Annotated in this window: 15 protein-coding genes; 3 read left to right on the top strand and 12 right to left on the bottom strand. The window is 65.7% G+C overall.

The features are described 5' to 3' along the window. Both AC2VOG_RS09955 and AC2VOG_RS09950 read right to left on the bottom strand, forming a co-directional pair. The coding region (locus tag AC2VOG_RS09955) for a deoxyribodipyrimidine photo-lyase (protein WP_486939737.1) at window positions 1–499 on the bottom strand (499 nt) is incomplete at its 3' end. 16 nt (window positions 500–515) lie between these two features. Beyond that, the gene (locus tag AC2VOG_RS09950; RefSeq protein ID WP_486939736.1) at window positions 516–998 is read right to left on the bottom strand and encodes a TspO/MBR family protein; all 483 of its coding nucleotides are present in this window, start codon (window positions 996–998) and stop codon (window positions 516–518) included. A 90-nt stretch (window positions 999–1088) separates the two neighbouring features. Between AC2VOG_RS09950 and AC2VOG_RS09945 the strand changes: the two genes are divergently transcribed. Next, complete coding sequence (locus AC2VOG_RS09945; RefSeq protein ID WP_486939735.1) at window positions 1089–1601, top strand: MarR family winged helix-turn-helix transcriptional regulator; 513 nt, start codon at window positions 1089–1091, stop codon at window positions 1599–1601. 18 nt (window positions 1602–1619) lie between these two features. Further along, the gene (gene fni, locus AC2VOG_RS09940) at window positions 1620–2663 is read left to right on the top strand and encodes a type 2 isopentenyl-diphosphate Delta-isomerase (RefSeq protein WP_486939738.1); all 1044 of its coding nucleotides are present in this window, start codon (window positions 1620–1622) and stop codon (window positions 2661–2663) included. Window positions 2664–2674: 11 nt separating this feature from the next. Here the strand turns inward: fni and AC2VOG_RS09935 are convergent, their stop codons facing one another. Further along, window positions 2675–3220, bottom strand: a complete 546-nt coding sequence (locus tag AC2VOG_RS09935; RefSeq protein WP_486939734.1) for a MarR family winged helix-turn-helix transcriptional regulator — start codon at window positions 3218–3220, stop codon at window positions 2675–2677. 196 nt (window positions 3221–3416) lie between these two features. Continuing rightward, window positions 3417–4142, bottom strand: coding sequence for a GAF and ANTAR domain-containing protein (locus AC2VOG_RS09930; protein ID WP_486939733.1), 726 nt, complete (start codon window positions 4140–4142; stop codon window positions 3417–3419). 356 nt (window positions 4143–4498) lie between these two features. On the opposite strand from AC2VOG_RS09930, the gene AC2VOG_RS09925 reads away from it, so the two are divergent. Beyond that, window positions 4499–5959 carry a DUF2867 domain-containing protein gene (locus AC2VOG_RS09925; RefSeq protein ID WP_486939732.1) on the top strand — a complete coding sequence of 487 codons (1461 nt, stop codon included), beginning with the start codon at window positions 4499–4501 and terminating at the stop codon, window positions 5957–5959. 3 nt (window positions 5960–5962) lie between these two features. Here the strand turns inward: AC2VOG_RS09925 and AC2VOG_RS09920 are convergent, their stop codons facing one another. Genes AC2VOG_RS09920 through AC2VOG_RS09885 form a run of 8 tightly spaced genes read right to left on the bottom strand, consistent with a single transcriptional unit; the run spans window position 5963 to window position 13430 of the window. Continuing rightward, window positions 5963–6949 carry a DUF5914 domain-containing protein gene (locus tag AC2VOG_RS09920; RefSeq protein ID WP_486939731.1) on the bottom strand — a complete coding sequence of 329 codons (987 nt, stop codon included), beginning with the start codon at window positions 6947–6949 and terminating at the stop codon, window positions 5963–5965. Continuing rightward, window positions 6946–8469 (bottom strand): FAD-dependent oxidoreductase, encoded by a 1524-nt coding sequence (locus AC2VOG_RS09915; RefSeq protein ID WP_486939730.1) that lies wholly within the window; start codon window positions 8467–8469, stop codon window positions 6946–6948. The genes AC2VOG_RS09920 and AC2VOG_RS09915 overlap by 4 nt, the downstream gene beginning before the upstream one ends. Next, on the bottom strand, window positions 8466–9191 hold the full coding sequence (locus AC2VOG_RS09910) for a class I SAM-dependent methyltransferase (RefSeq protein WP_486939729.1): 726 nt from the start codon (window positions 9189–9191) through the stop codon (window positions 8466–8468). The genes AC2VOG_RS09915 and AC2VOG_RS09910 overlap by 4 nt, the downstream gene beginning before the upstream one ends. Further along, window positions 9178–9489 (bottom strand): lycopene cyclase domain-containing protein, encoded by a 312-nt coding sequence (locus AC2VOG_RS09905; RefSeq protein ID WP_486939728.1) that lies wholly within the window; start codon window positions 9487–9489, stop codon window positions 9178–9180. Before AC2VOG_RS09905 ends, AC2VOG_RS09910 begins: the two co-directional genes overlap by 14 nt. Beyond that, window positions 9486–9806: a lycopene cyclase domain-containing protein gene (locus tag AC2VOG_RS09900; RefSeq protein WP_486939727.1), complete on the bottom strand. Its 321-nt coding sequence runs from the start codon at window positions 9804–9806 to the stop codon at window positions 9486–9488. The genes AC2VOG_RS09905 and AC2VOG_RS09900 overlap by 4 nt, the downstream gene beginning before the upstream one ends. Next, on the bottom strand, window positions 9806–10768 hold the full coding sequence (locus AC2VOG_RS09895) for a phytoene/squalene synthase family protein (protein WP_486939726.1): 963 nt from the start codon (window positions 10766–10768) through the stop codon (window positions 9806–9808). The genes AC2VOG_RS09900 and AC2VOG_RS09895 overlap by 1 nt, the downstream gene beginning before the upstream one ends. Continuing rightward, complete coding sequence (crtI, locus tag AC2VOG_RS09890; RefSeq protein WP_486939725.1) at window positions 10765–12294, bottom strand: phytoene desaturase family protein; 1530 nt, start codon at window positions 12292–12294, stop codon at window positions 10765–10767. Before crtI ends, AC2VOG_RS09895 begins: the two co-directional genes overlap by 4 nt. Then, complete coding sequence (locus AC2VOG_RS09885; protein ID WP_486939724.1) at window positions 12294–13430, bottom strand: polyprenyl synthetase family protein; 1137 nt, start codon at window positions 13428–13430, stop codon at window positions 12294–12296. The genes crtI and AC2VOG_RS09885 overlap by 1 nt, the downstream gene beginning before the upstream one ends. Window positions 13431–13648 lie beyond the last annotated feature (218 nt).

The following is a 13648-nucleotide window of genomic DNA, read 5'->3' as shown; positions in this document are numbered from 1 at the left end:
GATCGACCCAAGCGGCGGACCTGACTCCCGAGCGCGCCGGTGCCCGCCAACCCATGTCGCGCCAGCGGTTGTAAAACGGCGTGAATACCTTGTAGGGCTCGCCGTCGTCCTTGATCACCCGCCCTGGCGACACCAGGTACGGCGAGCCCGTCGAGACCAGCGACACGTCACCCAACGCCGCACGCACCCGGTCGTCGCGACGTCGGCCATACGGTGAAAAATCCTCCGAGACGTGCACCGAGCTGGCATCGATTTCCTTGGCCAGAGCGGGGATTCTTTCCTCCGCCCGGCCCCTGGTCACCAGAAGCCGACCGTCCAGTTCGCCGCGCAGTTGCCGCAGTGAGTCGCAAAGAAACCGCATCCGGCGAGCGCCCGAGGACGCTTCCAGCTTCGGGTCGAACACGAAACACGCCAACACCTCACCGCTGTCAGCGGCCCGCAACAACGGCGGAAGGTCACGCAATCTGAGGTCGCGACGGAACCACAGCAGCGCGGGCATCAGCGGCTCACCGATTTCATCGGCGGTTGAGTACCCAGATATGTCCCGACATCAAAGTGGCGAAGGCGCACCACAACGGGTACGGCAGCAGCGCGGCACCGGCTCTGCGGTCCGCGGCGGCGGTCCGCCTGGCCAGATCGGCGCTGCTGGCCGCCAGTACGGCTGCGCCGATCGTCGAGGCACCCAGCTTTTGGTACTTGAAGAACAGCCAACTCCAGCCGGCGTTGAGGATCAGATTGACGGCCAGCGCGACGGTGTATTTGCGCGCCTCGTCGTGGCGGCCGGCTGACCGTAGCCGGTCGATGGCGGTCGCGGACGTCACCGCGATATCGCCGTAAAGCGTGGTCCATGCGACCGGAAACACCCCGTTGGGCGGCACATAGCTCGGTTTCCGGAGCCGGGAGTACCACTGCGTGACTCGCCGTTGGCTGGCTGTGCTGCCGATGCCCGCGGTGGCACTGACAGCCAGAGCGGTGGCGGCGAGAGTTTGCTTGTTCACCTGGATTCCCTTCGACCCACCAATTATTTCAGTCGATTAAGTATTAATCAACTGAAGTATTGGTGGGGTACCGATAAACTGATCGCCGTCATGGGACCAGAAGAGATGTCGGACGGCCGAGCCGCGCTTGAGCAGCAGATCTCCGCGTGTGTGCGGGTGCTGACGGCCGAGTCCGAGCAGATCGGTCGGACCTTCGCGGCGATACATGATGTGCGGCCCACCGACTTTCGCGCGCTGCTGCACGTGATGGTGGCCGAGACAGCGGGTGTGCCGGTCACCTCGGGTGAACTGCGTCAACGCATGGGTTTGTCCGGCGCCGCGATCACCTATCTGGTCGACCGGATGATGGCGTCCGGTCACATCACTCGCGAGTCCGACCCCGGTGACCGGCGTAAGGTCATCCTGCGTTACTCGGACTCCGGACTGGCCACTGCGCGGGCGTTCTTCGCCCCGCTGGGAAGCCACTCCCATGAGGCGATGGCAGACCTGCCCGACTCCGACCTGCACGCGGCGGGCCGCGTGTTCGCCGCGCTGATCGAGGCAATGCGGCGTTATCAACGCGACCTGGCATCGTTCAAACTGCCCGAGACGCCGGTCGACTGAGCAAGGAGGCGAGGTGTGATGCCGACCGATTCCAACGGGATGACGACCCGCAAGCTGCGCCACATCGATGTGTGCCTCGACGACCGGGTGACGTTTACCGGTGTGACAACCGGGCTCGAGCGTTACCGCCTGCCCTACAACGCGCTCACTCAGACCAGCCTGGCCGATGTTGACCTGTCCACCCACTTTTTGGGCGCGCCATTGCGGGCGCCGATACTGGTCGGAGCAATGACGGGCGGAGCTGAGTTGTCCGCGACGATCAACACGAACCTGGCGGCGGCCGCCCAGCAGTTGGGTGTCGGGATGATGCTCGGGTCGCAGCGCATCATGCTGGACAGTGCGCTGGGGGAGCAGGCGGCATCCAGTTTCACCGTTCGCGACATCGCACCGGATGTGTTGCTGTTCGGCAATATCGGACTCGCGCAGCTCAATGCCGCTGCCGTGGACGACATTGTGAATGCACTCAGACGTGTTGGAGCGGATGCGCTTGCGGTGCACACCAATCCGCTGCAGGAGGCGGTGCAGCGAAACGGTGACGGGGACTTCTCCGGGTCGCTTCATCGGCTGCGTCAGGTTGCCGGCGCGCTGGAGTACCCGGTTCTGCTCAAAGAGGTAGGCCACGGTATCGGCGCCGCGGCAGTCACCGAGCTGGTGCGGGGGTCGCAGGAATTGCCGGTGGCCGCGATCGACGTTGCCGGCGCGGGCGGCACCTCGTGGTCGCGGGTGGAGCAACTTGTCCGCTACGGCGAGGTCCGCTTCCCCGACTTGGCCGACTGGGGCATCCCGACGGCTCAGGCCATCGTGGAAGTCCGCACGGTCCTGCCGGCCGTCCCGCTGGTCGCCTCCGGCGGTATCCGTACCGGTATGGATGCGGCCAAAGCGCTGGCCTTGGGTGCGGACGTGGTGGCGGTCGCCCGCCCGCTATTGAAGGCGGCGATCGAATCGAGTGCGGCAGTAGTGGATTGGCTGCAATGCTTTATCGACGAATTGCGGATCTGCTTGCACGGCGCCGGTGCGCCAGATCTGGAGGCGCTACGCCGCATCGGCGTCATGCCCATCTGAATCCTTGCAGGTCAGTTCTTTTCGAGTCGGGCTACGTCGTGCGTGACCGGTGCCGACTTTTGTTGTGTCAGCAGCTCGTCCTCGAATGTGGACATCGCAGCGATCATCGCGTCGAAAACGCGGTGCGCGGCGGCGAGATCCTCGTCGGGTAACGCCGCGAGCGCCGCGCGCAGGTGCACGCCAAGTGGCGCGAAGAAGCCCTGCGCCAACTTCATTCCGCTGGATTCATAGCGCAGCAGCGCCTTGCGTCGGTCCGCTGGATCCGATTCGCGCCTGAGGTGGCCGGCGTCGATCATCCGGTCGACAAGATAGGTGATCGCCGCCGGTGAGACATCCATCCGCTGGCGTAGCTGAGCCATCGTCAGTGGCGTTCCCGCCGTCTCGGCGACCATGACGTGCAGTAACGCGTGAAAGTCGTTGCCGCTGACGTCGTGCCGACGGGCGAAGTAGCGGCCCACCCGGTCGGATTGTGCCGTGACCGCCCGCATGTCGGCCGACATCAGCCTTTCTAGCTGTGCTCGACCGGGAGACGGACTGCCCGTAAGCCGCTTAGTCACCTGACCGCATCCTTTTTGGCGATTCTCGATCCAGAGTTTCTAAGAACAGCTGGAAAAGGGACGATACGCGAGCAACCTGCGCAATGCCGTATTGCCCCGCTTTGGAATGGGGCAGCCGGGTCAATGGGCCACCCCCGAAGCGGTGTTGGGAGTTCGACATTGTCACATGAGATCACCAGTGGCATAACAATGTTGGCTAACCTGGAGACGGCCGGGCATCGCCGTCGGCAACGCGTCGCGCCACCACCGCCAGGGGCGTGTTGGCGTCCTGCGACATCAGCTTGAGCATCTCGAAGGCCTCGGCGGCGTCGATGTCGAGCCGCTCGATCATCCTGCCCTTGGCCTGACCGATCACGTCGCGCGAGATCAGAGCCGCGCGGAATTGCAGGTCGCGCCGCATCATGTTCCACACCAAACCGGTGTACGCCGCGAAAACCAGGGCCATGTTCAAGGAGTCGTCGTCGAAGGCCTGCGCAGGCTCGGCGTAGAAATTCAGGGTCGCCGCCGTCGACCGCTCCCGCAGCATTCCGACTGAAATCACCGATCGGACGGGAGTGCATGCGAGCGCCTCCTGGCGAAAGAGTGGCCAGCGATCGTCGGCTGCAAGGTCGTCGATGCGAACGTTGTCCTGCAACGTGGCCGCTGCCAGGCTCGGCCCCTGCTGGGATCGGTTCTGGATTTCATCCAGCAGAACGGGGTAATTGTGGGTGGCCGACGCGGTCTCGGCAAGCGGGCGTCGCTGGGTGACCGTGACTCCCGCATATTGGGCTCCTGGGACCAAGTGCGTCGCGCCGTCTAGCAACTCTCTGAGCAGCGCGGGAATATCGAACGCCGCGCGCTGATGCAAATCAGAGACGAGTTGCGCTGCCTGCAGGTAGGTCACGGAGTGCGAATCCGTCGGCACCTCATGGGATTCAGACATTGGTGCTACGTTCACTTTCCAACGTGTTCGCTTTCCGACGTGCGAATTACGTTTTGACCGGATCGTGAACGCGGTGCACAAGTGAGACATGTCCCGTGTCCGACTACCGTGTGCGGGTGGGCATGGGCAATCCCCACGTTGCTGATCTGTTCTCCACCTGGTTGTTCGTCGCTCCCCCCGGGTGCGACGCCTGTCAGCCGCGGGTTTTGCTACCCACAGCTGAACGAAACTATAAACTTAACTATTCATCTTGTGAAGGAGATCGAGGGTGCATAGCAGCCGACCGAAACCGGGTACTCCGGCCGCGGGCGTGTGTTGCGGCCCATTCCGTAGATGAATCGAGCAAGGAGAGCGCGATGCGGTGCGTAGTCTTTGGCGCTACCGGCTACCTCGGTATGCGTCTTGTTCCGGCGCTGCTGTCGTCCGGTCATCAGGTCCGAGTGATGGCGCGCACGCCGGCAAAGCTCGATGACGTGCCGTGGCGCGGAGACGTCGAGGTGGTACCGGGCGACGTCACCGATGCCGACAAAGTGCGGGCGGCGCTCGACGACCAGCAGGTGCTGTACTACCTGGTGCACTCGATGTTGAGTGCCAACTTCGTCGACGTGGACGCCCGCGGCGCCTCGATCGTGGCTGATGCCGCCGCGCAAGCGCGCTTGACACGTATCATCTATGTCGGCGGCATCATCGCCGAGCATCAGGAATTGTCCGACCATCTGGCGTCGCGCGCCGAAGTTGGCCGGCTGCTTCATGATTCCGGAGTTCCCACTGCCGAACTTCGCGCGGCGGCCATCATCGGAGCAGGCTCGGCGAGCTTCGAGATGCTGAGATACCTCACCGAGCGGCTGCCGGTGATGGTCACCCCGCGCTGGCTGCGCACAAAAGTGCAGCCGATTGCTGTCCGCGACGTGCTGTACTACATGACCAAAGCGGCTGAAATTCCGGCAGATGTCAGTCGGGCCTTCGACATCGGGGGTCCTGACACGTTCACCTACACGGAGATGATCCGGAAGTATGCGGCGATCGCCGGCCTGAAACGGCGCTTCGCGATTCCGGTGCCGGTTCTCACGCCGCTGCTGTCCTCGCATTGGGTGAAGCTGATCACCCCGCTCCCACGATCATTGATTTCGTCGCTGATGGAGTCGTTGGAGAACGACGTGGTGTGCGCCGAGCACGACATCGCCAAGTACATCCCCGACCCCGAGAACGGTTTGACGCACTTCGAAGACGCCGTCGAACTGGCGCTGGAGCGGACCCGCGAGAGGGCGCTGAGCACGCGGTGGTCGCGCCCGGGCGGCGAGGAAGCCCCATCGCAGCCCCTGCCCTCGGATCCGGATTGGGCCGGCGGTGCGCTGCACGAGCAGATCTCGGAACGACGCGTCGATTCCGACCCCGAGACGCTGTGGCGGGTGTTCGAGTCGATCGGTGCCGAGCACGGCTGGTCGGCAGCGCCACCGGCGTGGGCGATTCGCGGTTGGACCGGGCGGAAGCCCGATAAGGGGCTGCCCGGATCGCAACGGCCGCTGCATGCGGGTGAGGCGCTGGACTGGTGGCGAGTCGAGCACGTCGAGGCTCCCCGGCTGTTGCGGTTGCGGGCGGACGTACCGCTGCCGGGACGACTGTGGCTGGAGTTGTCGACGAGCGGCGCGGACGGCGAACATTGTTGCTACCGGCAGCGCGTGGTGTTCCAACCGTACGGTCTTGCCGGAGAGGCATTTTGGGCCGCATCGAGGCCCTTGCGTGACGCGTTGTTCGCCGGCATCGCCCGCTACGTCACCGCGAGAGCGCGGGGTGCCGGGACTGCGGCACGTGCCTAGCCGTCACGCCTTGCCGGCCCGTAGCCGATAGCGACGCTCGGCGTAGGCCAGGTCGTCTTTCCACAGTCGGTCCGCCGCAATGCGCATCAACGGTGTGATCAATGGAGCAACGGACCGCGCGCGCCGGAAGCCGGTCCGCTCGGAATGCGCAATAGTCGCCTCGATCACCGCCGTTCGCGGCAGCCCGTCAGGGCCCGAGCCGACCGGGGTGGCATGGGTCTCGACCACGCTGCCGACGCCCTCGCCGTCGACGATGCGCATCACGATGGTCCGCGCCTCCGGACTGGTGAACTCCGCCACGGTTGGTACGCCGACACGGCCGATCCGGAACGTCACCGCGACAAGGAAGCTGTCCGTCTCCTCGGTGGGCGTGGTCAGGACCTCAAGCTGGGTGAAGGAATACGGGTGATACCACGCGCCATGCCAGGGGTCGAGCCTGTTGGCGATGATGTCGGAAGGCTCGCAGGTGCCGACCATCGTCGCCACGGCGTCCAACGTGTCGCCGCTCGGCCGGGTCGGGATCACCGGATGATCGAGCGGCTCCTCGCCTCCGACGGCGTCCAGGCGCACCCACGCCAGCACGCCGTCGTCGCAACTCGGCATCAGCCGCCAGCGGTATTCGTCGGTGTCGGGACCGAGGCACAGGCCGTGCCACCGGCAGATCAGCCTGCCGTCCTGGACCGCGGCCGTTGCCAGATCGGCGCCGAGATGGGGGCAACTACGTGGCCCGACACACAGGCGCGACTGCTGATCGCGCCACGCGACCAACTCGACATCGGCCACAGTGAAGCCGAGCGGTTGGCCGCTGCGGACGTCGCGGCTTGCGGCGAAGGTGTACCAGTTGCCCGTCGGTCGGCGCTGCGAGCGCTCCAGCGCGGCTGTGATGATCGCTGGGGAGGCGTCGCGGTAGGTCGGACGCTGACCCGCCCACGTACCTGGCGGGATTGGCTGCAGCGGCCAATCTTTGGGCCAGCGATCACGGATGCTCATCGTCGCGAACGCCTCTCTCGACCGGCGAGATAGCGCAGCAATGCCGAGCGGCCCTGGGTGGGAACCGTGGCCAATGGGTGGCCGGCGACGCCCCACCGCTGCAGTATCTCGTTGGCGGCCGTCCATCCGGTGGTCGCTGCGCGCTCCATCAGCGCGACCGGCAAGTCGATACGAATTCCGTCACCGGCCAGCAGCAGCCCCGGCTGGGGGGTCACCACAGTGGGACGGTGGGCATGGGTTCCGGGTGCGAACAGCGGGCAGTCGTGGTGCTGCAACGTTCGCTCGTGGACGATTCGCGCGCCGCCGGTCTCCGGGTAGAGGGTGTGCAGTCGGGCGAGCATCGCGTCGTGCGGCTGTGGGGATTCGACCGCGTACGAATGTAATTCGACCACCGAACCGCCGGTTCGCCGGGCCCAGTCGGCGGCCTGGCGCTCGTAGCGGTCTAAGACGCTGATGTTGTCGACCGGTTCATGGCCGGAGGTGCCCAGGAACGCCGCCCTGTCATCGGCGACCGGCCGGTCGAGCCACAGCCTTTGCACCCTGAACGGCGGGGCGGTGCGCAGGCGCTTGATACGGGCCCGCCACAGATCGTCGCCCAGCCCAGATGAGGCCTCGACGATTCGCCGCAGTCCGGCGATGTCGGTGGCCAGTACGACGGCATCGGCTTCTAATCGACCGTCGGCAACCGTGTTGACGGTAAACGCCGCGCCACCGCCGCTGCCGATGCTCGATACCGAAACGCCTTGGTGAAAGCGGACTCCCAGATCGATGAGATACTGCCGAAGCGGCTCCCACAGTGCGGTGTCGAAGTTGGAGTTGGCGACGTCGAAGATCAGGCCCTCGCTGGAGCCGAGGAAGTAGATGTGGAACATGGTGGCCAGCTCCGCGGCCGACAGTTCGGCGGGGCTGGCGAAAAAGCTGCGGGAGAACACCTCGAAGGCCAGATGCCGCGCCGCCTTGGGGAAGTTGATGCTCTTCAAGAAAGTCCCGGCGTCGACGTGGTCAAGGCGATCGAAGATATCGGGCAGCGACACCGCGGCCAGCGGCGCGGCGGCCCGCGCGTCGATCTTGAGCAGATCGGTGAACCGGAAGGTCGGACTGCGTAAGGCGAACACGAGCGCATTCCACGGCGGCGTCTGGGGCAGCCCGCGAAAGGTGTCCTGGCGGCCGGCGCCGTCGACGAGCGGATAGTCGTCGACAGCGGTCAACATCGACAGCGCGGGATCGACGCGCCTCAGCAGCGAACGCAGGTTGTAGTACTGGCGGAAGAACGCGTGGAAGCCCCGGTTCATGGCGAGCTCGACGCCGCCCGTCGGCTCGGTCCAGCCCCCGACCCGGCCACCGAGATACTCCTCACGCTCGACCACGTCGACGCCGATGCCGCGTTCGGCCAGACCCGTCGCGGCGGCCAGACCCGCGATACCGCCGCCGACGACGACGGCTCGCGGCCGCGAGGACAGCGCTGCGGCACTGGGCAGCCCGGGCGGTGCCGGGAAGGTGCGGCGGTGCCGATCGGTCATGTCGGCGCGTCCCCGAGGAAGGTGTGCGCGATGTTGGTTTCCCAGCCCGGCATGGTCTCGCTGTGCACCGCGACGAAGCCCGCATCACGCATCCGTTGCCGCAATCGTGTTGCGCCGTCGAAGGTCAACACGCTGCGCCACAGATGCCGGTAGAGCGTCGCGTCGCGCGTCTGCCACCACCCCGACGGGATGATGATGCCCCAGCACACCGCGTTCCACACCGCGGTAGCTGCGCGCGAGTCGCGGACCGAGTAGTCGTGCACAGCCAAAGTGGCGCCGGGTGCCAGCAGGTCGCGCAGCGCCCGCAGCTGGGTATCGGGATCGGCCAGGTTGCGGATCAAATACGCGGCCAGGATCCCGTCGAAGGGCCCGACAACGCCGTTGTCGGCGAGGCCTTCCACCGGCGTGTGCACGAATTGCACCGACGGGGGCCACGGTTTGTTCTTCGCCTCGTCGAGCATGCCTTTTGACGCGTCGATGGCGACGATGTCAGCGTTCGGGGCGACGCTGAGCAGAGCTGCCGTCGAGGCGCCGGTACCGCAGCCCGCATCCAGCAGCCGCAGGCCGCGCCCGTCGTTGGGCAACCGCAATCGCTGCGCCGAAAGGCGAAGGTGGGCATGGTATCCCGGGCTGGTACCGACGAGGCGGTCGTAGGCCGAGGCGCCGACGTCGAAGGCGGCCGGCACGTCTGCGCGAGGCAGGCCGGTGTTATTGATGTTCACGTTGTCGCTCCCATAGCAGCAGGACCGCGGTTACCAAGGCGAAGCCGAACAAGAAGTCCTCGACCGGGATGTCGAACGGAAATCGAACGTCGCTGGTTTGCCGGTCGTCGTAGATGACGACCGGGGCGCTCAGTTTGGTGAGCCAGCCGTCGGTCAGGATCTGGAAGCCGATCACGATCACCATCGACAGCCAGTACGCCGGGCGCCGAAAAAGGCCGGTGTGCAACACCATCAACTCGAGGGCGCAGACCACCAGCGCCGACACCACGGCGGGGACGGTGTAACCGAGGCCCGTCATCGGCGGGTGACCCGTCGCAGGATCGCGCTCACCGCGTTGTAGGTCAGCAAGGCGCACAAGGGAATTACCAGGAAAAACAAGACCTCTTCAATCGGCATGTGGAACGGTATCTCGACACCGGTGACGTAGGCGGGGTTGTAAGTCCAGATATGGGCGGCAATTGCGACTTCGTCCCACAGCAGGAACGCGGCGGCAACCGGTAGCACCGCGCGGGTGGCCCGCCACGCTTGGCGGTACACGCCGGGGCGAAAGATCTCGAGCGGCAAAGTTATTGCCAGGCAGGCGCCGAGCACAATCAGATACTGCCAGTGATCCACTAGGCTGCACCAGATTTGCGCGCTTCTGACCCGACCCGATGTGTTCGCCGTGCCCGCCACGAGCGGATCAGCCCGGCGCCGGCGACGCGCAGTCGTCGCCCGTTCCCCACGGTGGCGCGGTGGGTGAACACCGAGAAGGCGCTGTCTTCGATGCGATCGAGGATGTCGGCGTAGAGCGTCAACGCAGTTGCGACGCACGGCTGAGACCGCGGTTCCAGCAGAGCGACACCGTCAGCGGCGTAGCGGTAGACACCGCGGGCGATGTGGTGCTGGTCGGCCAGCGCATTGCGCACCCGGTGGTCGGTGGTGCGATTGGTGTGGCACCACATCAACAGTTCGCGGTCGACGCCGTGGGAAGCCAGTTCATCGGCAGGCAGGTAGACCCGCCCACGAACCAGGTCTTCGTCGATGTCACGCAGAAAGTTGGTCAGTTGAAACGCTCTGCCCAGCGCCGCGGCGTGCGGCGCGGCCTGCTCGGCGGGGCCGATGCTGCCCAAAATCGGAAGTACTTGCAGGCCAATCGCTTCCGCGGAGCCCTTCATGTACAGGTTGAGCGCGTCGCGGTCGGGATAGTCGGTGACCGTGAGGTCCATGCGCATGGATGTCAGGAAGTCGTCGAACAATTCGTCGCCGATCGCGTAACGCCGCGCGGTGTGGCGGACCGCGGCCAGCACTGGGTTGCTCGGATGCTTGTCGGCAGAGAAGAACTGGTCGCTGAGTTGTTGCAGGCGGGCCGCCCGCGTCGGAGTGTCCAACGACGAATCGAAGTCATCGAGGATGTCGTCGGCGTACCGCGCAAACCCGTAGAGCGCATGGATCGGCGGGCGCTGGTCGGGCGCGAGGAGTCGGGTGGCCAGAAAAAACGTGCGGCCGTGGGCGGCGTTGAGCGTGCGGCAGCGTTGGTAGGCCGCGCGCAGTTGCGGATCGTCGATGCCTGCGGCGCTCAGTTCGGTGCGGATCATGACTTGCCGGCTCTCGCGATGACGGTCTGCCTGGGTTGATCGGCGATGCCGGTGACCCGGTCGGCCGCCAGCCTGCCGGAGATCATCGCGGTCGGCACCCCGACGCCGGGAACCGTCGACGACCCGGCGAGCACCGCATTGTCGATGCCCCGCACGGTGTTGGCCGGACGAAACGGCCCGGTCTGAGCGAACGTGTGAGCCAGCGCGAACGGTGTGCCTGCGATCATCCCTTGAGCGGCCCAGTCTTCGGGGTTGACGACATGGAGCACTTCGGCACCGTCCCTGAATCCCGGAATCAGCCGCGCGCCAACGATATCGATGAGCTGCTCGGTGTAGCTGTCGCCGAGGCGCGACCAGTCGATGATCCCGCGTTCGAGGTTGGGGGCGGGGGCGAGCACATAGAACAAGTCACGGTCGGGCGGGGCCAGGCCGGGGTCGCTGGCCGTGGGGTTGGTGACGAGTAGCGACGGATCCCGCATCAGCTGACCGTCCCTGATGATGTCGGTGAACGTCTGGTCCCACGCCTGGCCGAAGATGATGTTGTGGTGTGCCAGAGGTGGATTCGCGGGTGCCGAGCGAGGCCGTCCGACGTGGGCGACGACCGCAGATGGCGCCGGCCGCAGCCGACCGATGCGTCGCGGCTTGCGCCCCAGCAGCGGGTAGGTGGTCGGCAGTTCGGTGGTCAGCACCACGGCGTCGCCGGCGAGGCGTTCGCCGGTGTCGGTGAGCACGGCGGTTACCCGGCTGCCACTGCGCTCCAGTCCGGTGACCGTCGCGCCATAGACGAAGCGCACTCCGGCGTTGGCGGCGGCGGCTGCCAATGCGTCGGGCAGGGCCCGCATTCCGCCGCGCGGGAAGTAGACCCCGGAGATGGTGTCCATGTAGGCGATCACCGCATAGACGGCCAGCGCCTTTCGGGGTGCGACTCCGGCGTAAAGCGACTGAAACGTGAAGACTCGCCGCAACCGGGCGTCGGAGATGTAGCGGTTGACCATGGTGTCCCACTTGCGGAATCCGCCCAGGGCCGCCAGCCGCGCCAGTTGCGGATTCACCAACGCCAGCGGGGAATCAAAGTTCTCGGCAATGAACCCGTCGAATTCCGTGCGATACAGCTTGGTCAGCCAGGTGCGCAACCTCCGGTAGCCCTCGGCCTGTTTGGCGCCCGCGAATCCCGCGATGGCCTCGGCCATGAGGTCGGCGTCGCTGTGCACGTCCAGGCTGCTGCCATCGGCAAATTGCGCTCGATACGCGGGATCGATCGGCATCAGATCCAAACGATCCGAACGGTTTTCGCCGACCGCGGCAAAGGCTTCGTCGATGATGTCCGGCATCGTGAGCACGGTGGGTCCGGTGTCGAGGTGATACCCGCGCACGTCGACCCGACCGGCGCGCCCGCCCGGCCAGTCCTCACGCTCGACGACGGTGACCTCGCGGCCCCGCCCGGCCAGGTGCAGCGCCGCGGTCAGTCCGGACAAGCCGGCGCCGACGACGACGACGCGGCCAGTGGGGCCTTGCACACTTCGCATCAGTCGGCTCGCTGGGTGCAGACGGCGGCCATGTGCGTCAATGCGGCTCGCACTGGCTCGCTGATCCGAAGCTGGTCGAGTTCGTCAAGTGCGCGGGCTACCCGATCGCTGATGGTCGCCTCGATCCACCGCACGGCACCGGTCTGGACGATCAACTCACGCCAACCTTCGATCGCGTCGGCGTCGAGTTCAATGGTGTTCATCAACTCGGTGAGCTGTCGGCGGACGGCTGGATCGGCCAGCTGGTGTGCGGCGATGATGACACTGGTGGCTTTGCGTTCGACGAGGTCTTGGCCGTCGGGTTTGCCGGTCACCGACGCGTTGCCGAACACCCCGAGCAGATCGTCACGAAGTTGGAACGCTTCACCGACCGCTTCACCGTAGCGGCCCAGGCCCGAGATGGTGCGATCGCTGCAGCCGCTCATCGCCGCGCCGATTTCCAGCGGCCGGCGCACGGTGTAGTTGCCCGATTTGCGTCGCGCCACATCCAGGACCGTGTCCATCGAGGGTAAGTCCCGGACATCGTTTGCGAGATCGGCGAATTGGCCCACTGCGAGTTCGGTGCGCATCGCGTCGTAGCGGGGCCAGGCCTGCTGCAGGCTGCGATGTTCCACGCCGCTTTCCCGTAGCATCTGCTCGGCCCAGATCAGGCAGAGGTCACCCAAAAGGATCGCCGCCGATTCGCCGAATCGCTCCGCTGGACCGGACAACTTCTGGCTCCGGTGCCATTGACTGAACTGCACGTGGGCCGCCGGACGGCCGCGACGCGACGATGCGGCGTCCATCACGTCGTCCTGCAACAGGGCGAAGGCGTGTAGCAACTCCAGGCCGGTGCAGGCGAAGAGAGCCTCGTCGCTGTCTGCCGAACCCGCGAGCCAGCCCAGGTACATGAAGGTCGACCGTAGGCATTTTCCGCCGGCTACGAAATCGAGAAGGATATCGCCGGCTATTTGCACGCCGGACTCGGACAGTTCGGCGGCGCACCGGTGTTTGACGAACTCGTTGAGGTGGGCGAGCACCCTGCGTCGGATCTCGGTGTGCCACCTCGTGAACTGTGCGGGATCAGACCATGCGTGCTGGTCCAGCTCAGCAGGACTCGCCGATGGTGCTAGCGAGAGTGCACGCACCTCACCCACGTAGGCCCCTCTCGAACGATCGGGCAAGAACCAAGCTACTCATGCTCGGAGCCACGCGCATACCTCTCGACGGGCGAAGACAAACCTGCGAACCCAACCTCTCGGGTTCGCTTCACAAGGTTAAAGATTAACTTACTGAACATCTCTGTCGCTCGCCAGCGCGCGACGTCGCCTAAGGTGGTGACGATGCAGAGCGAAGCGATGAGGAGGAACGCCGC

The sequence above is a fragment of the Mycobacterium sp. TH-M11 genome, assembly GCF_057473725.1.
Note: the sequence above shows the minus strand (reverse complement) of the source record. Positions and strands in the feature narration are given on the sequence as shown.

Coding starts and splice junctions, on each gene's coding strand:
- AC2VOG_RS09920 (WP_486939731.1), bottom strand. CDS start 6,949: ATGAGCATCCGTGATCGCTGGCCCAAAGATTGGCCGCTGCAGCCAATC.
- AC2VOG_RS09945 (WP_486939735.1), top strand. CDS start 1,089: ATGGGACCAGAAGAGATGTCGGACGGCCGAGCCGCGCTTGAGCAGCAG.
- fni (WP_486939738.1), top strand. CDS start 1,620: ATGCCGACCGATTCCAACGGGATGACGACCCGCAAGCTGCGCCACATC.
- AC2VOG_RS09915 (WP_486939730.1), bottom strand. CDS start 8,469: ATGACCGATCGGCACCGCCGCACCTTCCCGGCACCGCCCGGGCTGCCC.
- AC2VOG_RS09930 (WP_486939733.1), bottom strand. CDS start 4,142: ATGTCTGAATCCCATGAGGTGCCGACGGATTCGCACTCCGTGACCTAC.
- AC2VOG_RS09925 (WP_486939732.1), top strand. CDS start 4,499: ATGCGGTGCGTAGTCTTTGGCGCTACCGGCTACCTCGGTATGCGTCTT.
- AC2VOG_RS09895 (WP_486939726.1), bottom strand. CDS start 10,768: ATGATCCGCACCGAACTGAGCGCCGCAGGCATCGACGATCCGCAACTG.
- crtI (WP_486939725.1), bottom strand. CDS start 12,294: ATGCGAAGTGTGCAAGGCCCCACTGGCCGCGTCGTCGTCGTCGGCGCC.
- AC2VOG_RS09905 (WP_486939728.1), bottom strand. CDS start 9,489: ATGACGGGCCTCGGTTACACCGTCCCCGCCGTGGTGTCGGCGCTGGTG.